This is a genomic window from Novipirellula herctigrandis (genome assembly GCA_007859835.1).
Lineage (GTDB): Bacteria > Planctomycetota > Planctomycetia > Pirellulales > Pirellulaceae > Novipirellula_A > Novipirellula_A herctigrandis.
Genome location: SJPJ01000001.1, coordinates 4,324,764 through 4,351,181 on the forward strand (window position 1 = coordinate 4,324,764; position 26,418 = coordinate 4,351,181).

General features: G+C 52.7%; 16 protein-coding genes. 8 read left to right on the forward strand and 8 right to left on the reverse strand.

Features of this window, described 5'->3' with window-relative positions; translation table 11 throughout:
- Positions 1-61 precede the first annotated feature (61 nt).
- The 3 genes from CA13_RS16085 to CA13_RS16095 form a co-directional block, all read right to left on the reverse strand.
- Complete coding sequence (locus CA13_RS16085; protein ID WP_146398286.1) at positions 62-1,108, reverse strand: hypothetical protein; 1,047 nt, start codon at positions 1,106-1,108, stop codon at positions 62-64.
- On the reverse strand, positions 1,108-4,875 hold the full coding sequence (locus CA13_RS16090; RefSeq protein WP_146398288.1) for a secretin N-terminal domain-containing protein: 3,768 nt from the start codon (positions 4,873-4,875) through the stop codon (positions 1,108-1,110). Before CA13_RS16090 ends, CA13_RS16085 begins: the two co-directional genes overlap by 1 nt.
- A gap of 153 nt (positions 4,876-5,028) precedes the next feature.
- The gene (locus CA13_RS16095; RefSeq protein WP_146398290.1) at positions 5,029-5,877 is read right to left on the reverse strand and encodes a 3'-5' exonuclease; all 849 of its coding nucleotides are present in this window, start codon (positions 5,875-5,877) and stop codon (positions 5,029-5,031) included.
- Positions 5,878-6,025: 148 nt separating this feature from the next.
- Here CA13_RS16095 and pepT point away from each other — a divergent pair, with 148 nt between their 5' ends.
- Positions 6,026-7,285: a peptidase T gene (pepT, locus tag CA13_RS16100; RefSeq protein ID WP_146398292.1), complete on the forward strand. Its 1,260-nt coding sequence runs from the start codon at positions 6,026-6,028 to the stop codon at positions 7,283-7,285.
- A gap of 34 nt (positions 7,286-7,319) precedes the next feature.
- Positions 7,320-8,414: an Mrp/NBP35 family ATP-binding protein gene (locus CA13_RS16105; protein WP_146398294.1), complete on the forward strand. Its 1,095-nt coding sequence runs from the start codon at positions 7,320-7,322 to the stop codon at positions 8,412-8,414.
- Between the two features lie 6 nt (positions 8,415-8,420).
- On the opposite strand, the gene CA13_RS16110 is transcribed toward CA13_RS16105, so the two are convergent.
- A complete protein-coding gene (locus tag CA13_RS16110) occupies positions 8,421-9,332 on the reverse strand; it encodes an aldo/keto reductase (RefSeq protein ID WP_146398296.1) in 912 nt (303 codons plus the stop codon).
- A 217-nt stretch (positions 9,333-9,549) separates the two neighbouring features.
- Positions 9,550-11,007 (reverse strand): BBP7 family outer membrane beta-barrel protein, encoded by a 1,458-nt coding sequence (locus CA13_RS16115; RefSeq protein WP_146398299.1) that lies wholly within the window; start codon positions 11,005-11,007, stop codon positions 9,550-9,552.
- 222 nt (positions 11,008-11,229) lie between these two features.
- Here CA13_RS16115 and CA13_RS16120 point away from each other — a divergent pair, with 222 nt between their 5' ends.
- Positions 11,230-13,392, forward strand: coding sequence for a preprotein translocase subunit SecA (locus CA13_RS16120; protein ID WP_419194437.1), 2,163 nt, complete (start codon positions 11,230-11,232; stop codon positions 13,390-13,392).
- Here the strand turns inward: CA13_RS16120 and CA13_RS16125 are convergent.
- The 3 genes from CA13_RS16125 to CA13_RS16130 all read right to left on the reverse strand — a co-directional run bounded on the left by CA13_RS16125 (position 13,371) and on the right by CA13_RS16130 (position 15,488).
- Entirely contained in the window at positions 13,371-13,904 is a 534-nt protein-coding gene (locus CA13_RS16125; RefSeq protein ID WP_146398301.1) for a gamma carbonic anhydrase family protein, read from the reverse strand. The genes CA13_RS16120 and CA13_RS16125 overlap by 22 nt on opposite strands.
- 129 nt (positions 13,905-14,033) lie before the next feature.
- The gene (locus CA13_RS35260; RefSeq protein ID WP_419194438.1) at positions 14,034-14,276 is read right to left on the reverse strand and encodes a hypothetical protein; all 243 of its coding nucleotides are present in this window, start codon (positions 14,274-14,276) and stop codon (positions 14,034-14,036) included.
- 3 nt (positions 14,277-14,279) lie between these two features.
- A complete protein-coding gene (locus CA13_RS16130; protein WP_419194439.1) occupies positions 14,280-15,488 on the reverse strand; it encodes a sulfatase-like hydrolase/transferase in 1,209 nt (402 codons plus the stop codon).
- Between the two features lie 149 nt (positions 15,489-15,637).
- Here CA13_RS16130 and CA13_RS16135 point away from each other — a divergent pair, with 149 nt between their 5' ends.
- The 5 genes from CA13_RS16135 to CA13_RS16150 all read left to right on the forward strand — a co-directional run bounded on the left by CA13_RS16135 (position 15,638) and on the right by CA13_RS16150 (position 26,397).
- Entirely contained in the window at positions 15,638-17,104 is a 1,467-nt protein-coding gene (locus CA13_RS16135) for an ISNCY family transposase (RefSeq protein WP_146393859.1), read from the forward strand.
- A 373-nt stretch (positions 17,105-17,477) separates the two neighbouring features.
- Positions 17,478-18,788, forward strand: coding sequence for a hypothetical protein (locus tag CA13_RS16140; protein WP_419194440.1), 1,311 nt, complete (start codon positions 17,478-17,480; stop codon positions 18,786-18,788).
- Positions 18,789-18,958: 170 nt separating this feature from the next.
- Positions 18,959-19,057 carry a 50S ribosomal protein bL37 gene (locus CA13_RS35265; protein ID WP_390621450.1) on the forward strand — a complete coding sequence of 33 codons (99 nt, stop codon included), beginning with the start codon at positions 18,959-18,961 and terminating at the stop codon, positions 19,055-19,057.
- Positions 19,058-19,075: 18 nt separating this feature from the next.
- Entirely contained in the window at positions 19,076-19,594 is a 519-nt protein-coding gene (locus CA13_RS16145) for a 3-hydroxyacyl-ACP dehydratase FabZ family protein (RefSeq protein ID WP_146398303.1), read from the forward strand.
- A gap of 524 nt (positions 19,595-20,118) precedes the next feature.
- Positions 20,119-26,397: a lamin tail domain-containing protein gene (locus CA13_RS16150; protein ID WP_146398305.1), complete on the forward strand. Its 6,279-nt coding sequence runs from the start codon at positions 20,119-20,121 to the stop codon at positions 26,395-26,397.
- The last annotated feature ends 21 nt before the right edge of the window (positions 26,398-26,418 follow it).

Here is a 26,418-nt window from a genome sequence, read left to right on the forward strand (position 1 = left end):
TCCACACGCAGTGTATCAATCGGTCAGTACGGACGAATTTGACCGATTCGACCGGTTTACGCTACGGGGTTTCTTCCGCAATCGACCGCGAATGGGGATAGCCGGAACGCGGTGTCCGAGGCAATTCCTCGATCCATCCCGCCGGTATCGGTTCTTGGCGAGTCCCATGAGGCTCGAACCGTCGTGGAAAACCGAGCGTTCGGGAAGGGTACTGAGCCCATCTCGCATTCGATTCCCTATCGCTGCTAACGGATTGTTGTTGTTGCAATTCGACGTCCGGAATCTGCAATTCGTCGACAATGGGCTGCGTGCTTAGCTCATTGGTCGCATCGGCGTTTTCGTTGGTCATCTCAAACGGTTGATCCAGAACGGAGGGACCGCGAAGATGTCGATAAAAACTTGGTGGCAAATCGATCGTTTCGGTTTTGCGTCGCGGTGCCTTCGCTTTGACGGTTCGTGTTGGGTCGGTCTCGAAACTGACCATTTGGTTGGATGACTTCGTGTCACTCGAAACGACCGCTTGCGTGACGCCGCTATTGGTATTGTTTGATTTTTCCATAACACTGGCGGGGCGATTCAGTCCCGGCAGCAACTTGATGGTCGGATCGGAAATGACGACGCCGCCACCGCGACCTTCGAAACGGACGATCAAACTCAATTGTTCGTTGTACCCGCCAACTTCGTCCCACGGACACCAAACGCTATAGGAAACACCCATCGACGTTCGGCTCATGTATTCGGCAAACTGATCGGCCGTGAAGACGAACTTGCGTTCCGGTTTCGCGGTCGTGGGGTTCAAGTCATCTGCATCGAATGCGTAGACCGCTAACCCGCCATCGACCTTAACGGGATCAGGATCGTTTTCGTTGTAGAAATAAATACGGCCACCAAATCCTCGCACGCCTGGCTTTTGAGGTTGATGCAAAACCGTGTCGGTCCAAATCACCATCATCCGAGTTGGAACGACCGCTTCTTCTTCCTTGTTGAAAAAGTCCGGCGACCATTTCACTCGGTCGGGAACAAATTGACATCCCGCTGTTAAAACGATTGTGACAATCAGCGTGCAAAGACAACTAGAGGTGTATCGGTGGTTGTTTGTGTCCTTCATTACAAACCACTTCCTATCGCATTTGGTGCGGACAACATCGTATCGGGTGAAGAGAGGCGCCCGGGCGGCAGCGTGTTGTCGGGCATTGGGCTTGCGGACCATATTGGATCGGCAAGGTTTTCCACTGTCGTTTCCATTGTGTTATCCATAATATTGCCTGATCCGTTGATCACCGGATTTTGCATCGAGGAATGAGCTGGCTGCAGAACACTCATTTCATTTGGGATCTCACTCGGTTCCATTACCATGTTCTGACCGCGCGGGTCATCGTGCGGATAAATGACGTCGACACCGAAATCCTGGTAGTTCCCTGAGAACAACGATTCGGTTGTCGGGTCGCTGACGATTTCGCCATGCAAGTTAAACACGTCGCATGCACACCAACTCATTCGAGCCATCTCGGTTTGTTTGAGGCGTTCCATGTCCGCAGGCGAACGAACAATGTGAGGCGTCAGGATGATCAATAATTCAGCGCGACGATTCGAAACCGAATCGTAGCGGAACAAGTGTTTGATCAGCGGCAGGTCACCAAGCCATGGGACTTTTCGATGATGCTGTTTTCGATTGTTCGAGATCAATCCACCAAGGATAATCGTCTCGCCATCCGCGGCACTCACTGTCGCTTGGGCACTGGCCACGTTCACTCGCGGGCTACGGACGACCGTTCCATCGGCAGTCGCGGATACCGGAATGCCTTCGGATTCAGGTCCTACTTCTGACTTCTCGGCATCAATTTCCATCGTCACGTTGCCTTCGGGGCTGATTCGCGGAGTGACGCCAAGAATCAAACCGACGTTCTCCAGTGTGATCGTGTTCTGCTGGCCAATTTGGTTGATGGTCGATCCGGTGATTCGCGGCACGCGTTGCCCAACCTGGATAAACGCGGGTTGGTTGTCGAGCGTCAGAACCTGTGGCCGACTAAGAACTTCCAAGCGACGTGATTCTTCGAGAGCCCGCAGTAGCACACTGACGTTTTCGCTGCTAGCCGACAAAACCAAACCACCAAAGCCCAGTTCCGCATTAGCGCGTCCAAGATCAAAATTGGAAATCCCTTGGCCACCAATATTTGCTGCATTCGCTATCGCTTGTGCTGAGCCACTGTTGCCAAGTGGATCGGTGCTATTGAAATTTAAACCAGGTTCATTCGTCGCGGAGATCACATTGTCTTGCGTCGTTGATGTCACCGCGCCGCCAGGCGAAGTCACATTGGTTGTACTGGTCACGGTCAATAAGTCACCAAGCAAACTACGGTCGAACAAGACCGAATCTTGGATCCCCAATTCCACTCCGAATTCGTCGGTATTGTTTAGCAACACTTCGGCGATCAATACTTGGATCATCACTTGTGGCGGTTGTTCGTCGAGCTTTTCGATCATCATTCGCACTTCGTTGAAATAGCGAGGCGTTGCGCTGACGATCAATTTGTTCGATACAGGTTCGGGGACGACGACGACTTCCTTTTCAAGCTGTGCGTACGGGTTCAGCACGGCCGGTGAAGCGTTCTCGACTTGCCGTGTGTTTCGCAAAAATTCGTTAATGGCCAAAGCCACATCCACCGCCGGCGAATTTTTCAATTGATAAACGGTGTTCTGACGCTGCATTGCATCGGCTTCGTCCAATCGTAAAAGCAAGGCGTCGACAATTCGCAAATCACCGTCCGAACCCGTTGCAATGATACTGTTGCTGCGAATATCAACGGTGAACCTTAGCGGTGCCAACGACGATTCACCCGGTGAACTTGACAATTGAGCCGACGTGACGGGGTCCGCCCCGGCCCGACTTGGCAGTAGCGAGCGAAGCGTTTGTATCAAGCTTGCTGCATCGCCATTTTGGATCGGGAAAATTTTGATCTTGGCGACCATGCCGGGCGAGTCGAGTTTTTCGATCAAGGCCTCGATCACATCGAAATTTTCGGCCGGAGCTGAAATGATCAAGTTGTTCTTCCTCGCATCCACGGTGATTTGGATGTTTTCCAGAATCCCCGAGATAATCGATTGGCCGCGGTCATCAAGCATTAATTCCATCGCAGTCGATGTTGCCGCGGAATTTGTACCGTCGATGGTGTTGCGAAGCGTTTCAGCAACGTCGGCCGCGAGACTATTTTGAATCTCGAATACGCGCGTTCGTTGGACGGTCTCTCCGTCGATCGTATCAAGCCGCTCGACCAAGCGAGCTACCTCGATCATGTCGCGAGGAGCCGCATGGACGATCAATGAATTCGTGCGAATATCGATCGTCGACATGACTTGTGGTGCTAGGTCGCCTTGGCGGCGAGCGAAGAAGCTATTGATGGTTCTTTGAAGCGCTGCTGCCGAAGCATATTTGAGTCGAAATAGGTTGAATTGACTCTCTGGAGGAACCGGTTGGTCCAATTTCGCGATGAGTTCCTTGAGCGCCGCGACCGCGTCACCCCAACCGAGCAGTAACAACGCGTTCGGTTTACCGAGTGGTGTCACGATCGCGCGACCTTGCCGTGTTCCAAGCAAACTCTCTTGCGTTTGTTCGATCAAATCGGAAATGCCCTGCGAATGGGTATGCTGAAGATAGATCACTTCGATCGCAGGTTGTGTTTGCCGGCTGAGCAATTCCAATTCGCGGATGATCTCGGATAGTTGATCTAAGTCTTGGTCGCGCCCACGCAAAATGATCGCATCCAAATCGGGCAACGTTTCCACTTCCACGCCTTCGAGTTGCGGCAGGGAAGGAGGTATTGGGCGTGGCGCGGCAGGTTCCGAACGATTGGTATCACTCTGCGGATTGCTCGTTGGTGGTGGTAGATCTTGGGCCGCTTGGGTGCTCGCTTGTTGGATCCCTGTTAAGCGGAATAGCATCCTCGAACGCTGGTCACCTAATGCCGCGCCATCGGTGTCGGGAACTTGTGATGGCGAGCGATTGTTTTGTGACGAATCGATCAGTTGTTTCACACCGGGCTGAACTTCACGGCGAAGCATCAGCACTCGCTGTTGAGGTTGGTTCGTTAGCGCCGTCGATTGACGTTGGAACCGCTGGACAATCGCCGTTAGCAGGCGTCCAAATTGGTCCACGACGTTGGCGGGGCCGTCGAGTAAGACATCTTCTCGGTCAAGATCAAATCCGATTCGCAAGATTCCCGATGAGGTCGTCATCGAAAATTGGCCGGGAATTATTCCATTGGAGCCTTGAGCGGTTTGCCCATTGCTGACCTGAAGCCGTTCACCAAAGAGCCGCAACACATGATCGCGAATCGCTTTGGATTGGCCTGTGGGAAGGGGAAGTATGCGGCGAACACTTTCCACATTGGCGGGAACAGGTGACTTTTCGATTTGCTGCGTATCGGGAAGCCGAACGGGTGAACCGGGCTGCGCCTTCGGAGGCAGTAATCGAACGGTGCTTGAGGAGGGCGAGTTGGATGTCGCCGCATCGGAATTCGCCACATTCGCGGGCACGGTATCTACCGTAGGTGCTTGATCGAGCCGCTGAAGCACTTGAGCCAACAATTGGTGCGCCCAAGGCGGGCCTTCGAGCACCAGTCGGCCGTTTTCGTTGTCTGACTGCATATGAACATTTGGGGCACTTTCGACCAACGGAGAGAATGCCGTCTCGATTTCCGCCGGCGTCTTGTGTCGCATTGCGTACGAAACGATCGTCGGGACTTTGGGCGCGGTCGTCGGGACTTTGGGCGCGGTCGTCGGGGCTTTGGGCGATTGTGCGCTGCCCCATTCGACGCCTAGCAAGATGCTTAGCATGATGGGGAATAGGAATCGATAATGCTGCCGAACCTGATGCATCCTTGCTTCCGGCTTTCTTTGAAAGGGAGGTCTCGCGGTGGGAACTTCGTCGTTTTCGTGTTCTTTCGTTTGAATGCTAGGAAAACGGAAAAGCAAGTGTCAAGGTAAGAATGTGGCACCCCACGTGGTTTTACTAGCAATAGGTTCGTGACGTTACGCCTCATCCTTCTTGCCGGTCGCTTCCGCCTCTTTTGCTTCTTCCCATGGATTTTTCCACGCGGTCCACGCGTTTAGATAGGCGCCGTAGGCCTCGCTGGCATCGGCACGTTCTTCGATCCATTGCTTTGCCGAACGGACCAATTGGATTTCTTTGTCTAGCGTCGTTTTCCCCATCATCACCATCGCACGAAGAAAAACGAAATAGGTGTCGAGAACATCGCAACGACAATAGTCACTGATCGCCATGTATTTCCCTTCGTCGGCTTGCTGTTGGACTTGGTCGCCTGTGGTATCCATTTTCCCTGGTTTGCTGATCAACTTGGAAATCAAGTTCAGGCCTCCATTGCATCGTGCGGCTCCAAAATTGGTGATCAATTCCTGCAAGTCCAAGTGAGCGTCGGTACTGAACCGATTTCGCGGCGAACGATAACCGTCGGACTTGAACCACGCTCCGATCGAGATGCCGTACCGGAATGCAGCCAATTCCATGATCGGCAAATCGAACGAGCGACCATTGAATGTCACCCACTGTGGTCTGCCGTACAATTCCCAGCCGCGCCAAAAATGCTTGGTAATCACGTGCGGCCGAAATTCAGGTTCGTCAAGAGAGACGATATCAATCAGTCGCAGATCCGGTGCAATTTTGGCAATCACGACCGAGATCGGGATCTGAAACGTGTAAGGAATAAACGTCGTTCCGTTCTGCTCGACCAGTTCATCCTGGTAGGTCGCGATGGCCTGTTCGGCAGTCAACCCTTGACCGCCGTAGCGAACAGCCGAAATGAGTTCACCGTCCGCAATGCTTTCCACGTCGAAGATTAAATGAGAAACTTTCTCGGCCATCGGAATCCTTTTCAATTTGGATCTTGGCCGGATCGTATTGAAATCGCGAAGTTCGACGCGAGGTAGGCTGTCCGGCTGTAGACCGCTAGGATAGCAAACAATCGGTGCTATCGCATCATCCGTCCACTCCTATCACTACCATCGCACCATGAATCCACAAAGTCATGTCACCATCAATCGCAAACGGTTACTAGAGCGTTTCCTACGTTACGTCCGCATCGACACCGCAGCGGACCCTAGCAGCGACGGTTATCCTAGCAGTGATAAACAACGCACGCTGGCTGAACTGCTAGCGGATGAATTGGCAGCGATGAGCATCACGGACGCGCATATCGACGAAAACGCTTTGGTGTGGGGCACGGTTCCGGCAACCAATGGTGGCGGCAGTCCTACGGTAGCGTTAGTCGCTCATGTCGATACGTCGCCGGAAGCTCCCAGTGACTCGGTATCGCCTCAAGTGATCCAAGCCTACCAAGGGGGCGACATTTCACTGCCGGCGGGAAACGCAATCACACTCGCGGGTTGCCCCGCACTTGAGTCGCTTGTTGGCAAAACGCTCATCACCACCGACGGTCGAACTCTGCTTGGCGGCGATGACAAGGCTGGCGTCGCGATCATCATGGAACTCGCACAAACACTCATTGAGAACCCCCATTTACAGCACGGTGAGGTGCGTGTGCTGTTCACGTGTGACGAGGAAATTGGACGCGGGACGGACAAAATCGATTTGGCAAAAGTGGACGCCATGGTTGCCTACACGATCGATGGCGGTGGAGCGGGCATCGTCGATGTGGAAACCTTCTCGGCGGACGCGGCGACGGTGCATTTCACTGGATACAATATTCACCCCGCGATCGCCAAAGGGGTGATGGTTAATGCAATGCGAGCTGCTGCCGACTTTATAGCCGGGCTTCCTCGCATGCATTTATCACCGGAATCAACTTCCGAACGCCAAGGCTTCATTCATCCCCATTCAATTCATGGTGGTGTGGGCGACGTGACGGTGGAATTGATTTTACGGTCATTTGATTCGAAAGAACTCGCCGACTACGCTGACTTGGTTCGAAAAACCGCCAACGCGGCCGCCGAAAAGACGCAAGGCGTAAAAGTGTCGGTGGACGTGCGACGCCAATACCGCAATCTCCGCGAAGGGCTCGAAAAGCTTCCTCAAGCGGTCGATTTTGCGGAACAAGCGTTCCAAAATCTTGGACGAAAGTGCTCCAAAGAAATTGTCCGTGGTGGCACCGATGGAAGCCAATTGACCGAAAAAGGTTTGCCAACCCCTAATCTTTCGAGTGGTCAACACAATATTCATAGCGTGACTGAATTTGCGTGCCTTGACGAAATGGCCCAGGCGACCGAGCATCTAGTGGAATTGTTGTCGCTGTGGAATGAGCAGCGAAGCTAATCAATAGGAACCAACGCGCTAGCGAGTAAATAGAATGTCAGAACTAACGTCCGAATCCATCCACGCGGCCATCGCTTCTCATCCCGACCCTGAAACTGGTCGGACACTCGAGTCGATGGGACAAATCAAAGATATCGTCGTTGAGGGCAATTCCGCGACCATCACGCTTGGAATCACGTCCCACTCACGGCCCATTGCTGACGAAGTCGCTGACGCCATTGAATCCAAAATCGTCGCAGTGATTCCGGGGACGAAAGTCGAAGTCAAATTTGTCGATCATCCACGGCCACCTGCTCGCCTGGGCCAGGTTGGCTTGCGAGTCAAAAGCGTGATCGCGGTCGGTAGCGGCAAAGGAGGAGTGGGAAAGAGCACCGTGGCTGCCTCGATTGCACTAACGCTTCGGCAACTGGGATCGAAAGTCGGTTTGATGGACGCCGATGTCTACGGGCCGAGCATTCCGCATTTACTTGGACTGTCAGGTCGCCCGTCGGTCAGCGCCGAAAAGAAGATCGAGCCGATCATGCTGACCGAGCCAAGTTCGCTACCACCGATGCCTGTGATGTCGATGGGATTCTTGGTCGAGCCCGATCAGGCGGTGATTTGGCGTGGCCCGATGCTGCATGGATCGATCAACCAATTTCTCGGCGAAACCAATTGGGGTGAACTCGATTACTTGGTGATTGACTTGCCACCTGGCACCGGTGATGTCGTACTGACGCTCTCTCAGGCGTTGCCGCTTGCCGGCAGCGTGGTCGTTTGCACGCCGCAGGAAGTGGCACTCCTTGATGCGATCAAGGCAATCAGCATGTTCCGAAAAGTGAACATCCCGATTCTTGGCATGGTGGAAAATATGAGCGGGTTCCAATGTCCCGGATGCCATAAGACCTATGACATCTTTGGTCGAGGTGGAGCCAGAGAGAAGGCAGAAGAGTTGAAGGTTCCATTCTTAGGCGATTTGCCAATCAACATCGATCTTCGAACCGCAGGCGACGAAGGCCAATTGGCACAAATGATCGCCGAAAATGCGACTGCACAAGCGCCGCTTGAATCGGTTGCAAAAGCCCTTGTTCGAACGATTACTGCCAAAGCAGCACAGAACCCACCGAAGCCGACGCTGCCGACGTTGTAATCGCCGCTACCCGCCGTGCTGCTGAACAACCGCGTCGATCTGATCGACAATTTCCTTGGACCGTCGCCCAGCATTGCAGGTTTCAAGAATTTGGTCGGGTCGTCGTGCTCCAACCAAAGCTGCGGTAATGCCTGGCTGCGAGACTGCCCAGCTGATCGAAAGTTGGGCGATCGTCATACCGCTCGCATCGGCGATCGGTTGCAGTGCGTCAAGTATGTCATGCGTCCGACGTCTCGCTTCACCTTGAAAGATGGGATACTTCGGACGACTGTCACCTTCGGCAAATTGGTGGTCGCGAGTAATTTTCCCGGCTAGCAATCCTTTCATCAATGTCCAATAAACGTAGACATTACAGTCATCAACAATACATTCAGGAACCAATTCATTGAGTGCTTCGCGCTGCAATAGATTCAGTGGCGTTTGAATGGCATTGCAAGCCGCAGAATTGGCAAACGCTCGGCGTTGGTCCGCAGTAATGTTGCAAACACCGGTGTCTCGGCATAGACCACGGCGTTGTAGCGTTGCAATCGTGGCAGCGGACGTTTCGATGTCGATGTTGGGATCAACCATATGCAACATTAAAAGGTCGAATTGATCGATTCCAAGCCGTTTCAGTGACTCCTCGGCATCGGCGGTCAATTGTTTCTCGGAGCCATCAATGGCACGCTCGTGCGACGCGGTCCACCGCTGGCCGACTTTGCCAATCACGTAAAACCGCTCGCGATGTTTACGTAAAAACTCGCCAAGAATCCTGTCGCTTTCTCCGTCATAGCCATAGCTGAATGCTGTGTCAAACGTAGTAATGCCGTTGTCGATGGCCGCTTGGATCGTGGCCAAAGCGTCGTCACGAGTGACGCCAATTGTCGTAACGCCTGCGATTGGCCAAAGCCCAAGGGCGATAGGTTTGTTTTGGTTCATCGCTTGATTGTGACCCAGGCTCGTCACCGGATCAAGGCGAGCGTTTCGATCAACGAAAAAGACGAAAAAAAGGCGTGAAGAAAAAATTCTTCACGCCCTTTGCGTATTGACTCTTCTAGCGGACTCCGACGCGGTGTTCCGGACCAAAGTCTTTTTGCCGGAGCCGCTGGGCCAACAGTGATATCAGGCTTTGTACTGAATCATCGCTCTCGTTTTCTTAGAGAGTGATGACAACGCCCAAGTCAATTCCTTGAACCCAGAGACTCGAATCGTCAAACTTGAATGGCTGGCCACCGAATTGGACTGGATCGGCTAGCGATGGTCCGTCGAGTAGCGGATTGATCACGTCGCCCACTTGTGCCACGTTGTCGAAGTACAAGAACGAGTAGCCGACGCTCAATGCCACGTTGTTGCGGAATTGGTAGCCAAGCTTGAAATTCGCTTCGGGGATGAAGGCGAACACGTCGCGTTCTTCATCTACATAGCCATCGAAAGGCAATGCTCCACCAACACCACTAACCAGCGAACCGGCAGGGCCACGTGTCGTCGTGCCACGAATGTTGGCGTGTTGGTTCATGTTACCCAAGTGTACTTTGGTCAGCGAGCGAGCGGTCCAGCGACCACGTTTTGCACTCATTTCAAAGCCAATTTGGCCACCATCGAAGCGGTTTTCCATTTCGAAATCGTCGCGGAATCTTGTAATCGTTCCAGCGCCGACACCCGTTGTTTGGACGGAAGTACTAGACATCCACAATTCGTCGTCGATGTTGAAGTGCGAGTAACCACCGATCAATTCAAGCTTGTGTGTACTGCTGCAACCAAGGTTGATTCGTGCGTAGGCTTCTGCACCGAGCATGTTCAATGTGCTTTCGCCTTGAACTTCACCCGAGAAAACAGCTCCCAGCACATTAGGTCCATTGACCAATATGACATCCTCTGAAGGAATGTCTGTATTAAAGAAAGGACGACCGATCGAAGGCCCGGTACCGTTGCCCGAAGCATAGTAGGAGTCTTCGTTTTCTGTCATCATCCAGAAACGTCCACCAATACCAATGTTCTTGGAAACGTATTTTCCGTAGTCGCCTCGGAAACCAACGGACATGTCACCGTTGATGTCATCACCAAATACCGTTTGCGAAACGGATTCAAACGGAATGACACCCGCAGGACCCATCGTTACCAATGCTGGCATGTCACGATCGGGTGCGAACCACATCAGGAACTCGGAAACGGCCCAAGTGTCACTGCCACAGCTGAACATTTTGCCCAAGCCTAACAAACTGCTGCCCCCGCCGCAGCTATCGCAGCCGCCATCGCAAGCACCATCACAACTGCTGCTGCTGCGACCGCGTAGAAGCTGTCCGTCAAGGAAGCCAACGGGTTGTAATTGGCTCGCAGCAACCGGAGTGTACGACGGAGAAGCCCCCGTCGCCGCAACGGACTCACCCACATAGGATTGTGCGTAGGCCTGGCTGGAATCGGAGCTGTCGGAATGCGACACCTTCGAAACCGCGCTCACCTGTTCTTGGAAAGTTGCCTCGTCCGCGAAATAAGCGTCTTCGTCGTATCCAGGAAGATCGCCAACGGTCGATGTGGCACCCTGTTGAGCGTAGCTCATGTTTGAGGCAGACAGCAACAACGCTGATAGGGCCAGGCCTCGTAAATTCATTTTCATTGTTAGTACTCGTACAGTCCGGGAACACAGGATTGACTGGTATAACTGAATCGACTGAATTCATCGGTAGATGCAGAACCGCCGGAACCCTGGGAATAGTCTTCCTAGCCTGCCTATCTTGAGGCAGAAAGCGTGCAAAGTTTCACTAACATCGCTGGATTAAACGCTAGAATGAATGTTTCACGCGATTTGAGCGCGTGAACCTGTCGTGCAAGCATTTCTATGACCGAAAAAAAACGCAAAGAAACCTATATGGCCACCGGAGAAACCCAGTCGGATGCTCCATCGGAACCACCGCCCGCAGCGGACCCTATCCTTCCCCCAGGCAATGAGAAGGAACCGATGCATGGTGAGTTGATCGATGCGGAAATTCCCGATGTCGCTTCGCCATCGCTCTCACCGGCGACCCCTGGTACGAGCGAACGGCATATTGGGGGAACTCATAAAGCCCTTTCGCCTTTTTCACGCAAAGGGGTCAGTCCGCGGATGATTCGTTGGCGACGAAAGCTGACTCAAATCAACAATCTTGAAGCGTTGCTCAAAACCGAAGACGATACGACACTTCGAAAACGGTCCTTGGCACTTCGTTATCGAGCAATGGCGGGTGAGAAGCTTTCCGCCTTGCTTCCAGAAGGCTACGCACTGGTTCGTGAAGCGGGTCGCCGCACGTTGGCGATGCGTCATTACGATGTGCAAATGATTGGTGGCATTGCCCTGTTCGAAGGTTGCATTGCCGAGATGCAAACAGGGGAAGGAAAAACCTTGACGGCAACCTTGCCGTTGTATCTGCATGCGTTGGTCGGCAAAGGGGCCCACTTGGCCACCGTCAACGACTACTTGGCCAAACGTGACGCCGAATGGATGCGACCACTGTACGAATCATTGGGAGTGGATGTTGGCATCATCCAAACTCCGGACGAACAAAAAGATCGGCGAAAATCATATAGCTGCGCTGTCACCTACGGAACGGCCAAAGAGTTTGGCTTTGATTTCTTACGAGACCGATTGCTCCTCAGAGCCCAAAATCGGTTGCAGACCGAAATGCTCGGCGATGGTGGCGGAGGATTTTCGGGTGGTGGTGACGAAGTAGTCATGCGTGGGATGCACTTCTGCTTGGTTGACGAAGCCGACAGTATTCTCATCGATGAAGCTCGTACGCCACTAATCATCGGCAGCATTGAAGATACAGTACGCGATCAAATTGTCGAAACGTACCAATGGGCATCCGAGCATGCGCCGGAATTTGAAGAAGATGAGCACTTCGAAATTGACGACGAAACCAAACAATACGAATTGACATCTCGCGGACGTCAAAAGGTTCGGGCGTTGCCAAAGAGCGATTTGGTTCGCACGATGGGATTGGTCGATTTGTACGAATACATTGAGCGGTCGGTAAAAGTGTACCTCGAGTTCTTGCTTGATCGACAATACGTTGTCCGACCTGGTGACAAGGGCGTTGACGAGATCGTGATCGTTGACGAGTTTACCGGACGCTTGGCCGAAGGACGTAAATGGCGCGATGGGATCCACCAAGCGATCGAAGCCAAAGAGAAGATCGAGATCAGCGTTCCCACCGGCCAAGCGGCTCGTATCACCGTCCAAGATCTATTTCTTCGATATCCGCATTTGGCGGGTATGACCGGTACGGCAGCCACGAGCGCCAGCGAACTGAAGCGAATCTATCGCACCCCCGTAATCCGAGTACCAACCAATCGCCCCCCCAAGCGAGAACGGCTTTCCGACCGAGTTTTTGGAACGATTTTGGCGAAGTATGAAGCGGTCGCGGATGAAGTGCAAAATGTCAACGCCGAAGGCCGGCCCGTTTTGATCGGAACCCGTTCCATCGACAAGAGTGTTATTCTTTCCCAAATGTTGACCGAGCGGAACATTGAACACGAAGTGCTCAATGCAAACAATGTTGCCAAAGAAGCCGAAATCGTCTCAGCCGCGGGAGGACGCGGAAAAGTGACCGTCGCCACCAACATGGCCGGCCGCGGTACCGACATTAAACTTGACGATGAAATCGAAAGTCTCGGTGGGATGCACGTCATTTGCACCGAACTACATGATGCGGCGCGAATCGACCGCCAATTGATCGGACGTTGCGGTCGACAAGGTGACCGTGGATCCTATCGCCAATACTTGTCGCTCGATGACGATATCCTCAAAAGCGGATTGGGCCCAGACAAAGCCGAAAAGTTGAAAACAAAAGGCGAAGTCCTAAAGGGATCAGCCGACAAGCAAGCAAATCTCTTTCGCAAGGCCCAACGCAAAGTCGAACGCAAACATTTCCGCGACCGTATGGTGCTGATGCACCACGAAAAAGAACGCAAGAAAATGCAACGCGAAATCGGGCAAGACCCTTACTTGGATACGCCGGATTGATCCTTGTACCAACTCGAATAAAACACGTAGTTGTTGGCAATTTTTTCGATCATTTCTTTCGCCTGTTCCGGATCCACATCCTTGATCCGTTTGGCGGGAGTGCCAGCGTAAAGGCTACCAGGTTCAATCTTCGTACCTTGCAGCACAACCGACCCCGCACCAATGATCGAACCTTCTCCTACATGGACATGGTCGAGCACGACCGAACCGATTCCAATTAAGCAATTCTTTTCAATCTTGGCACCGTGAACACAAACATTGTGGCCAATGGAGACATTGTCATCAATTTCAACAACGGACTTCTGGTACAAGGTGTGAAGTACCGAACCGTCTTGAATGTTGACTTTGTTACCGATGCGAATCGAATTGACATCGCCGCGAACAATCGCCCCGAACCAAACTGAACAGTCATCCCCCATCACGACGTCGCCAACCACGACGCCAGTTTCAGCAATAAAACAATTGTTCCCAAATTGAGGCGTGAAACCCCTTACCGATTTGATGATACCCATGACCTTCACTTCAATGAAAAGAGTAGCGTAAGCTAGTGCGTGCCTCCAATCCTAACTATACGCAACCCAACCCACTTGTCGATATGTGATACCCGCAAGTCCATTCGGAACTTGGTTGGTACATCGCGTTTAGTTGGAACCCACGGGGTGTGGGATTGCTGCATTTTTCCAGAAGGGGTCTGCCCGCAAATGGTCTGCAAGTTCGTCGACGAGATCGGGTTTGAGCATTGCTAAATCCGTCTCCTCATTAGGGTCGTTTTTCAAGTTGTACAACTGTGGATGCTCACCCACCATGCGTGCCGAGGGTTCGATCAGTTTGTAATGATTATTAATGACCCATCGGTATCTTAGACTCGCGATCGGATCATCCATCGATTAAATGTCATGATCCAATATCTCGCCATAGATTCGATGTCGCGATTGGGTTGCCTTCTCATCAAGCAAGTTAATCCTCGGTAGATTAGGGTCGGGGTTCACACCAACAGTCGCTAACAATGTCGGCACAATATCGATAGAAGAAACCAGGGTAGATTGGTCGAATTTCGGCGACATTCTTTTCGGCCATTTGATCATCATCGGTGTCCGACCCCCTCCTTCGTTCGGGCTTGGTTTGCTACGGGGTGCATAGCCGCTCTTGTTACGATTGTTGATCCATCCAATGTCGGTGATGTAAACAATGATGGTGTTTTCCGCGTCGCCCCGGTCGCCGATCGATTGCACAAAGTCACCGCATGTTTCGTCAAACCACTCGCACATCGCCCAGTACTTTGCCATCGGTAAAGAGTCGGTCTTGTTCTTGTATTTATCCAGCAATCGTTGCGGTGGGTTGTGGGGTTCATGAGGCAGCAGCGGCGCATACCAAAGCAAATACGGTGAATGATCCTTGGTGCAAGAATCCAAAAAGTCTTCAATCGGTTCCATTGTGTCACGACCGATCTTCAAACCTGCATCGCCGTGTCGACCATCTTTGGTGAAATCGCCAATCGTCATCCCATCGGAAAAACCACCTCGCTGGAAGTTGCCTTCCCACCACTTCCCGGTTTGCATCGATCGATAACCAAGCTTGGACAGGTAATTGGGCAACGCCGTCACGGCGTCAAGGTGGTTGAGGTACGTTTTGCGGGTATCCAAATAGGGCGGTATTCTGCGATTTGGCTTTGGCTTGCCGGATTTCATTCCGTCCCAAGGCGGATCATTGCCAACGATTCCATGTTGATGCGGATACAGCCCCGAGATGATGCTGGACAACGAAGGATGGCAAAGACTTGTGGGGACGTAGCCGCGAGTGAAAGTCAGGCTTTCGCGAGCAAGTCGGTCGAGGTGAGGGGTTTGTATCGCCTCATGCCCCATAAATGAATAGTCACCCCATGCTTGGTCGTCCGAGATAATCAAAACAATGTTGGGTCGCTGTAGATCGGCATAAGCAAGACTTGAAAAACAGAGAACAAAGAAGACAAGCAATGTGTTTTTCAGGGCAGCGAAATCCTTTTGGGAAAGCAAGATTGGAAGCCCAAAGTGGTTGCGGACAACTATAGCCGCCAGAAAACGAATCTCAAGCGAATCAAACAAATCACGCTTTAACAATAGCTAGTGTCCGTCCAAAAATTGAATGGCCGCATAAACTGCGATGTTTTTTGAGAAAAAGCTCCCCGAAGATCGAACCCGCAAGCAGGTTCGGGCGTTGGAATTGTTGACTAAAAGCAATTTCAAACGCAAATCTTCGAGGAGTGAACGTGGTCCGAAAGCACTATCAATCTCAGCATCGCTTCGATTGCAGCCCTGTCGCACAAGTACAACTCAACTTGGAATGCCGCGACGAAATCGTTCCGATCCTCGCGGGTCTGCAGTTCCTTTATACCAACAACAAGCTTCGTCACAAAGCTGTCAAGTTAGTCGCAGCCGATCTCAACGAAGACTCTCGTCGAGATATCGGCAGGCCCGGCATGGATGACTGGCACGTCGTTGTTTTGGCGGCTGTTCGGTTGGGGTGCAACTTCGATTACGACAAACTCCAAGACCAAGTCGAGAACCATCGCTCGCTCAGAGGCATCATGGGAATTGGCGATTGGCAGGACGCCGACGAATTCACCTTCAGACGCATTCGCGACACGTTGTGCAAACTCAAGCCTGCAACGATCGAGAAGCTTAATCAAGTCATCGTCACCTCCGGACAGGAGATTGCACCTGAGGCTGCCGCTTCGGTTCGTGCCGATTCGTTCGTTGTCGAAACCAACATTCATCATCCGACCGAAAGTAGTTTGATCTTCGATGGGGTACGCAAGTTTGTTCCGCTCTGCGCTGACTTGGCTGGCATGCTTGAGATTGATGGCTGGCGTCAGTCCGATCACTTGACGAGGAAGATCAAGAAGCTCAAACAGAACATGGGACGCATCGCCGCGAGCAAGAGTCAGGTCAAGAAAGACGCATTGCAATCGCTCTACATGGATCTGCTTGTCCGAACCGAGCAGTTGCTCACGCGAGCCGACGAGTTGGTAAAAACGGCGAAATCGGAGTTGTTCTCGACGGCGATTGTCTCCAAAATCGCGGCAATCGAGCGATGGATCCAACTAACTCGGCAGGTCTGCGACACCGCTCGTCGTCGCGTGCTCCTTGGCGAAAGAGTTCCCAATAGCGAGAAGCTGTTCAGTCTTTTTGAAACTCACACGCAGTTGTACCGTCGCGGTAAAGCTGGGCAACCGAATCAGTATGGACGCTTGGTCTTGGTCTACGAAGACGCCGCAGGATTCATCAGTCACTATCATTTGATGGACCGCACCAGCAAAGACCAAGATGTTGTCGTTGAGCAGACACGAATTGCTCAGCGAAAACATTCGGGTCAGATCGAAACGGCGTCGTTTGACCGAGGCTTTCACAGCGATGAAAATGAGACGGCATTGCAAGAGATCGTTGATGACGTTTGTGTTTTACCACGTGCTCCCGATCAGTACGCCGAACGATTGAAAAACGGAAGCGTGAAGTTTCATCAAACACGTCTACGTCACAGCGGTGTGGAATCAGCGATCGGTGCTTTACAGCGAGGCAACGGGCTGAAACGTTGTCGTGATCGTAGTGAGATCGGCTTTGAGCGCTACTTTGGTTTGGCGGTACTTGGTCGCAACCTACATACGCTTGGCAAGTTGTTACTTGCCAAGCATCATGCCATTAGCGCCTCGGCACAGAGTGATCGCCAAGCGGCGTAGGCAAATACTCCTTTGGAATCGGAGCAACGGAAGGCTATCGGTCTGCGCGCCAGGCGAAAACGGCGTAGAAAACGAGCGTTGTTCGCCACTAAAACCGCCCCAGAGCTAAATCTTCGAAGTACTCAGCGGACGTGAAATCCGCTAAAATCAGCCACTCGAGCAATTTCCGGACGGATACTAGCTAGGGAACAAATTGCGCGCAAGAAGGCAAGAAGCATCCGAAATTATTCGTCTTTCTCTCCAAGCCGTTCTTCGCCTAGACTGCCCCTTCGAGGGTGTCGGCCGAAGCGGGATGTTTCGCGCCGCCAGTCATCATTCGTTGTGAAACTACGAAAACGAGCGGGAGTGCCGCGGCATGGAAGCCGGAATAATTGTGCGTCGCCAAATCGGCGCCTTGATAGCGTGCGTTTTGACAGCCCTAGTCGCCGTCCCTAGCCAGGGGGCCAATTTTCGAACTCGAAACTTCATCATCCAAGCGCCCAACGCTCAATTGGCTCGCCAAGTGGGTGAAGCGGCGGAGCGATATCGAAACGATTTGGCAGTCTATTGGACCGGCCAGCCATTGCCATCATGGCCGACTCCCTGCCCTGTGCGTGTTGTCGCAGGCCCGCAATTGGCTGCTCAGGGGGTGACGACCTACAACCGCTCGCCGGTACGTGATTTTCAAATGGAAGTCGTCGGAACTCCCGAGCGAATTCTCGATAGCGTTCTGCCGCACGAAGTGACTCACACGATCTTGGCGACTCATTTCGGTCGGCCGCTGCCCCGTTGGGCGGACGAGGGGATTTGTACAACCGTCGAACATGATTCGGAGCGGCAAAAGCACGAGCATAAATTGCGTGAATTCCTCCGCACGCGTCGCGGCATCCCCATGAATAAGCTCTTTTTGTTGACGGAGTATCCAAATGACGTGCTGCCAATGTATGCCCAAGGTTATTCCGTATGTCGTTTTCTAATCGATCAACAGGGCCCGCAAACCTTTATCGCTTTCTTGCACGACTATATGCAGCATCCATCTTGGACCGGGAATGTGCGAAAGCACTACGGATACGAGTCGCTCGCCGAGCTCCAAGATTTTTGGCTATCGTGGGTGGCCGCCGGTAGTGGCCCATCGGCTCAATTTGCGAAAATCAATAGGGACAACCCGAACGGTGACATTGCGTTGGCGGCAGCCAATTCCACAGCAAACAACCAGCCGGTTGCCCTGGCAGATTTGCAGATCCCGGCGAACGATCCCCCCAGCAATTCAGCCGCTTCCACTCGAACATCTGGGCCCGCTGGTAAAGCACTTGGCAACAGCATCGCTCCCGCAACGGCACTCGCGAGCATCCAGCCAGGCTCTCAATCGGGTGGTTGGTACATGAGGCGAAAAATGGGAACCGCCGGGCTCGACCAACCATCGCAAGCGGCGACCGCTGTGAAACCCTCCAAGATGGCGTCGGACCGGTTGATGCCGCCGTCGGTTCGCAACACATTCTATTCCGCTGCGCAACCCCAGCCAGAGCAATCAATGTCGCGAAAAGCTGCGGTCGCACCCGCTGCCGAAGGCAGAAATGCCAACCATGACACAGCAGTTAGCCCTGCCATGGACCCGGCGATTAACGCAGCGACGAGCTCTATTCGGCTCGACCAATTACAGGGCCAGGCGGACCGATTGGGCCGAGAACGGTCGGTTTGGCGATAGGAATGCGGGGCTGGCCCTTTTCAAGACTGTCCCCGGAATCGTTTGGAAACGGCTACCACCTCGTGCCAAAATATGCTATTTTCTTCCCCTCGCTCGGGCGATGGCCCCTTTGGGGATTATCGTGAATCCAAGTCCGAGCTGACATCCCCTCTATCTATCACAATTGATTCATGGCTAAACCACAACATAAATTGAAAAAAGCGAACCACGGACAGCGCCCTGCGAGTGCGAAAGCCCGAAAAGCAAAGCGTAAAAAGATCAAGACCTAATTTTTGTAGCTGAAAACAGTGGCGAAAAGCGAATTTATCTTCGATTTAGACATTCTGGACTTTGATAATCCGATTGCGGATACCGAAGCAATTCAGAAGCTAATTCCCCAGCGTTATGAAATGGCCCAAGTGACCGCGATTCTCAGCGAGGATGTCGGTCGTTTGGCATGCGCGGGCTATAAAGACATCACCGAGGACGATTTTTGGGTTCGAGGCCATATGCCTGGAATGCCAATCATGCCGGGTGTGATTCAACTCGAAGCGGTCGCCCAATTGGCTAGCTATTTTGCCCAACGCCACGATTTGCTTGGGACCGAGATGGTCGGTTTTGGCGGACTCGATGAAGTTCGCTTTCGTGGCATCGTGAAACCTGGCGATACCTTGATTCTGATGATCGAGCTTAAGAAGCTTCGCCGTGGCCGGATGATTGTGGCCAATTTCCAAGGCGCTGTCGATGGAAAATTGGTGGTCGACGGCGTCCTGCGAGGTATCCCGATTCCAATCGAAGCGGTCAAAGAACATCTCGCGAAGAAATAGTTTCTCTTTGGCGGTTGCCCCCCCTCGGAGTCGCAGCGAGCTCCCTTATCCGAACGCGCGGATTCCCGAACGCGCGGATTCCCGAACGCGCGGATTCCCGAACGCACGGAGTCAGCGGATGCGGGTGTTCCAATCGAAGGCGACTTCCCGCTCGATCCGATGGACAGCGCAATCGATCTCGAAATCTCGGCTCACTTCGACTTGTCGGTTTCTCTGTTCTAATCCTGGCTAAAATCTGCCGACCGCAACTCGTGGGAGCCCCCCTCCACAGAGTCTGAACTGGCGATATTTCTATTCACAAAAGTTGCCGCTTGGGCCGCTTCGACACCCCCTTCACGTGGTAGCCGAGAGGTAAAGATTGCGTTACTCGGGAACTGCGTCTAACATGCAACCATCGTGCTGGTTGTAGTGTTGTCCTGGGGCCCCTTGGGGCAACTCAGGTGGCCCTGAGATGGCTGCCCCGTTCAACACGACTTTTTTACGTGGTGTATCAATATTTCCTTTCGGCCTTTGCGGACTTAATTTTGAAACGTCTCTTGTTCGGCGATTCTCGCCACGTCTCCTCTTGTCGTCGCAAGTCTCGCTACTCACGTCGTCATCGGCGGTTACTTGCTGAACAGCTCGAAGCCCGTGTTGTGCTGGCGGCAAATCCGATCATCAGTGAATTCGTTGCGTCCAACTCAGGCGGCCTCAGAGATGTAAATGGCGAGTCAAGCGATTGGCTTGAAATCTATAATCCTTCATCTTCGCCTGTTGACCTCAACGGCTGGACGTTGACTGATGACGCTGGCGAACTCGACAAATGGACGTTCCCTTCCGTAACGATTGAGCCGAATGATTACTTAGTCGTATTTGCTTCCGGTATCGACCGCTCGATTGCGGGCGAAGAACTGAGTACTGGCTTCAAGCTTTCAAGTGATGGAGAGTACCTTGCACTTGTAAAGCCTGGTGGAGAAATCGCTAGCCAGTTCGATCCCTCGTTCCCTGAGCAAGCGACGAATGTGTCCTACGGAATCGAGTTCGACGTACAGAATTTCGTTGAACAAGGTTCTGCTGCGACGGTATTGGTGCCCTCCAGTGCAAACGATGGAAGCGGGTGGATGTCGAATGGATTTGACGATAGCGGTTGGACAAGCGGTACCGTTGGTGTCGGCTATGGTGTTGACCAACCGGGGTTCAACGTTCGTTATGTGAAAGCGAAAACGGCGACGGGATTTGATGGCCACATCAATAATCTTACAGAGGCGAATTTGGTGCTTGGCGACGAAGCCTTTCAGTCCTTCGTTACCGAGGATCGCTATGATGTGATTAATTTCCATGGCACGGATCGCAACGGCAATTTCGGCTCTGACTCTCCTTTTCCTACCCAATCGGCTGGAGACGATATTAACGAGTTTGTGATCGAGGCCACTGCGTCGATTGCGATCCCAGCGGATGGCGATTGGTCGTTCGGCGTTAACAGCGACGATGGTTTTCGTTTGACGTTAACACGCGGCGCGGATGTTTTCTCGTCCCAATACACCGGTTCGCGTGGTGCTGCGGATACGCTTGCAACCTTTAACTTGCAAGCCGGAATCTATGAGTTGAACTTGGTTACGTTCGAAGGTGTCGGAGGGTCGAGCGCCGAATTATTCGCCGCAGCAGGGAATCATACTTCTTTTAATAGTTCGTTTTCTCTCGTCGGCGATACGGCGTCTGGTGGGTTGGGGGCATTCTTACCCTACGTCGTTGGTGAAAGCGACGTAGTCAACACCGACATTTCAAGTGAAATGAATGGCGTAAATTCGTCGGCCTACGTACGTGTTCCCTTCACGTACGACGTCGCAATGCCAGTCGAGTCGCTCGTTTTGAAGATGCGTTATGATGACGGCTTTGTGGCCTATTTGAACGGAGTCGAAGTCGCCCGCCAAAACGCTCCTGCGGTATTAGGTTTTGATACCGCCGCAACCAATTCTCGACCGATTCCGTCAGTCCGAACCGCAGATGAAATTGTACTTGATGCAGCTGCCATTGGATTGTTAGTCGATGGAACAAATGTGCTCGCGATCCACGGACTGAATGATTTCGCCAGTGACGCCAGTTTCCTGGTCCTCCCGGAACTCACTGGATCGAAGCTACTTGAAAGTCAACCGAGTTACTTTGCGACGCCAACGCCGGGGGCCGCGAATACGGATGCGGTGTTGGGCGTACTTGATCGAGTCACAATGGATGTCCCCGCCGGTTTTTATACCCAAGCTCAAACGGTGACGATCTCGCTTCCCACTGCTTCGCCCGCGGCGACGATCCGCTATACGACCGACGGCAGCGAACCAACGGTGACCAACGGCACCGTCTACACAGGTCCGATCAACGTTTCGTCGACCACCAATTTACGGGCCAATGCCTATGCAACGGACTACGTTTCATTGCCAAGCGTCACGCGAACCTATTTGTTTCTTGATGATGTTTTGACCCAATCCAATGATGGCTTGCCCCCAGCAGGATGGCCGAGTACTTGGAATACAAACGATGTCGATTATGGAATGGATCCCGACGTCATTACTGCCGAAGGAGCTCAGGCGGTAAAAGATGCACTGCTTGCATTACCAACGTGGTCGATTTCAACCGATTTGGACAATTTGTTTGATGCTGAGATCGGAATCTATTCCAACGCACTTCAAGATGGGCGTGATTGGGAACGACCCGCAGCCGTCGAGCTAATTAATCCTGACGGCACCGCGGGATTTCAAGTCAACGCGGGACTACGGATTCGTGGCGGCTATAGCCGTCGCGACTTCAACCCAAAGCACGCACTAAAATTGTTCTTTCGCGGGTCCTATGGCGATTCAACGTTGAACTATCCCGTTCACGGTACCGACGCTGCCACCGAGTTTGAAAAAATCGATTTACGAACGGCCCAGAACTATTCTTGGAGCTCCGGGGGGAACGCAAGCAATAACTTCATTGCCGAGGTGTTGGCGCGCTACAACCAACGCGATTTAGGGCAACCATACACTCGCAGTAGTTGGATGCATCTCTATCTGAACGGTCAATATTGGGGGCTATACCAAACCCAAGAACGAGCGGATGCGAATTACGCGGTTTCGTATTTTGGCGGTAATGTTGCCGACTACGACGTGATCAAGCCCGAACGAGGCGATTACCGAAACATTGCAACCGACGGTAACTTCGACGCCTACGAAGCTTTGTGGGAACAATCCAACGCTCGTGCTGCGGATGGAGTGACGCCTGCTTTCGTTGACAATGCGGCTTACTTAAAAGCGCAAGGCAAGAACCTTGATGGAACGGACAATCCGGCGTACGACGTTTTGTTGGATACCGATAATGTCATTGCCTACATGATTGAAACGCTTCGTGGCGGCAATCTCGATGCCCCGATTTCCAATTTTCTCGGCAACGACCAACCCAATAACTATTTTGCAATCCGTGATCGCACCGGACGCGAAGGATTTAGGTTCTTCCAGCATGACGGCGAACACACGATGCGAAACGTGAACCAAAACCGCAATGGACCATGGAATTCACCTAACTATGAAGGTGGTGTCGATTTCTTCAATCCACAATGGCTGCATCAACAATTGATGGCCAACGAAGAATATCGGATTCAGTTCGCTGATAAGGTTCAACAAGCGTTCTTCAACGATGGCACTCTAAGCACCCAAGCGATGATTGACAAAGTCACCGCCGAAGCCGCAATCATCCATCCTGCTATTTTGGCGGAATCGGTCCGTTGGGGAGATGCTCAACGTCCCGACGCCCCGCTTGGCATCAATGACTTTGACAATGCAATTGCGGGCCTGGTTAACAACTATTTGCCACAGAGAAACGCCATTGTGTTGGACCAGTTCCGAAACACAAACTTGGTTCTCAAAGACGCCAATGGCGAATACAACGTCGTCGTGCCTGCACCATTATTTCCCAATGTCGATGCGCCACAATTCCTGGTCAATGGTACTGCGCAACATGGCGGCGATGTGGTTCAGGGTAGCCAGCTCGATTTTTCTTCGTCCGATGGAGTCGTTTATTACATGCTCGACGGGTCAGACCCTCGCATGTTCGGTGGCGAACTTCATCCTGACGCACTCAGCTACAGCGTTTCGAGTACCACCTCGACGGTTGTTCCAGAGCAAGCAGTGTGGCGATACCTAGACACGGGGGTTGATGCCGGGACTGCGTGGAAAAACGTTGGTTTTGATGATTCAGGGTGGGCCGCCGGGGCGGCAAAGTTGGGTTACGGTGATGGCGACGAAGCCACCGAGGTTTCCTACGGCCCCGATTCAAACAACAAATACATTACAAGCTATTTTCGGAATACATTCAGTGTCGACATGTCAAACGGAATGGTCACCAATGCGACGTTGCGACTGAAACGTGACGACGGAGCGGCCGTCTATATCAATGGCGTTGAAGCGGTGCGTTCCAATTTACCGACCGGAACAATTACCTCTCAAACCAAGGCTCTCGTTGTCGTTGGTGGAGCCAACGAAGATGCGTTCTTCGAATTTCAAATCAATCCGGCCCTGTTGCAAGATGGCGGAAACACGCTTGCCGTCGAAGTTCATCAATTTGTTGAGAACAGTAGCGATCTTGCCTTTGACGCCAACCTAGTTATCACTCAGCAAATCGCTCCGTCGATTGCCATTACAAAGCCGATCCAAGTCGCTGCGCGTTTTCGCGATATTGATGGTACTTGGTCGGCGATTGAAAGAGCTGACTTTGTTCCTGAGTTAACACCGGCTTCATCGGAAAATCTTCGTGTCACCGAACTGCATTTCAATCCAGTCGATGGCGATGGAAACACCGAATTTGTCGAGCTAAGAAACATCAGTGGCGAAACGATCTCACTCGCCGGTGTCACGCTTACCTCAGGAGTCACCTTCTCGTTCGATGGTTCACCGATTCAGTGGCTTGAGTCCGGAGCGACAGCGCTGATTGTCCAAGATACGGCAGCCATGCAAGCTCGCTATGGAACTGATCTTCCGATCGCGGGCGAATTTTTTAACGGGACTGCATTGAGCAATGGCGGTGAAGCGATCGAAGTCACCGCAGCCGATGGTTCGACAATACAATCGTTTACGTATGATGACAAGGGAGGCGATTGGCATTCCGCGGCCGACGGCGAAGGTCCGTCATTGACGATCATTCGCACCGCGGGTGATTACAATCTAGGAACCAATTGGCGGCCCAGTTTTGTCGATGGCGGCACGCCCGGCGTTGAGGAAAATGATGCACCCGATGTTGTACTGCCAGGGAGCGGCTTGGTCTCTGAAAACTCGCCCGGCGATTTGGTCGCGGTTCTGTCTGCGGACGATCCCGACGACTTCGAGACAACGATGATGAGCTTGCTCCCAGGTGGCGATTCGGCGATGTTTAGCTTCGTCAACGATGAACTGCGAGTCGGATCCACAGGGCTCAATTTCGAGTCGAGTAGCACACGTTCGGTCACCATCCGCGTCACCGATAGCCAAGGAGCGACGTTGGACCATGAATTCGTAATCACAGTCCAAGACGTCAACGAAGCTCCTCTCGCGAACGCGGGTGGCCCCTATTCAACTTCTCGTGGGATGCCGGTTGAATTATCGGCGTCAATGACCGATGTGGACGCGGGCCAAACCCATACTTTCGAATGGGACTTTAGCTATGACGGTTCGACTTTTAGTGTCGATGCGACGGGCCAAACACCCATAACTAACTTTGCAACCGGCGGCAATAAACGGGTTGCTGTCCGTGTCACCGACAATGGCACGCCCGCCATTTCGTCAATCGCCGAAACCATCGTCGCGGTTGCGAATGTGTCGACGGTAATGACGCGGGGCATTGCCTACGCAAATGCGACCGCAGGAAACTTTAGCTCCGAAGACATTGCGCCGGACATCGTTGCACTTCGTCCCGGTCAAACTGCCACGTTTGCCAACTATACCAGCTACCTACGTGGCCTCAACCGGATCGTGATCGACATCGCGGGTTTGACTGCGACAGAACTATCACTATCTGATTTTCAGTTTAAAGTTGGTAACGCCTCGGACGTGTCGAGTTGGAGTGATGCTCCAGCTCCCGATTCGATTTCCGTTGTGCCGAGTGGTGGCGTCGATGGTTCGTCGCGAGTGATTATTACATGGGCGAATGGCGCAATCCGCAACCAGTGGCTGCAGACCACCGTACTCGCCTCTGGGAATGCACAAGTGGCAAGTGATGATGTCTTCTATTTTGGTAACCAAGTCGGCGATGTGGATGGGTTTGTTTCCCGCAATCGTGCGGTGGTCAATGCGGGGGATACCCTTTTCGTTCGGGCGAATCAATCGACTCGGCCGCGTTCGGTCGATATTGCTAATAATTTCGACATTGATCGCAGCGGAAACGTTAATGCAGCAGACACGCTTTATGTGCGCGGCAACCAAGTCAGCGGAACGGGATTGATCATGATTGCTGCTCCGGTTCAAGTCGCGGGCGTGCAGAGTTCGTCAGTGGTAGCGAACGCCCAATCGGTCCCCTCGGTCGCCACATCCGCGGTTGTTCTACCGGCCAGCGAAGCGGATCCAATTGCCCCGCCGTCACCGCGTCCCCAATTGACCGTTCGCGTCTACGTCCGATCGATCTACCGAGGCTATTCTTCGCTCCGCCGTTTGGTGTCCCAGTATGCCCGAACCGACCGAATGGAGGCTCGTGCAGCAATTACTGAGATTCGTCGCCGGCTGATTGACTTTCGACGCTCGAACACCGATCGGTCGCTTGAGGCCGTGGATGAATTTTTCAGTGAACTTCGATCTGATCTTGAGTCGCGTTTGGCTTCTCGGGAATTATAGTAGGGACACAGGAGTACTATT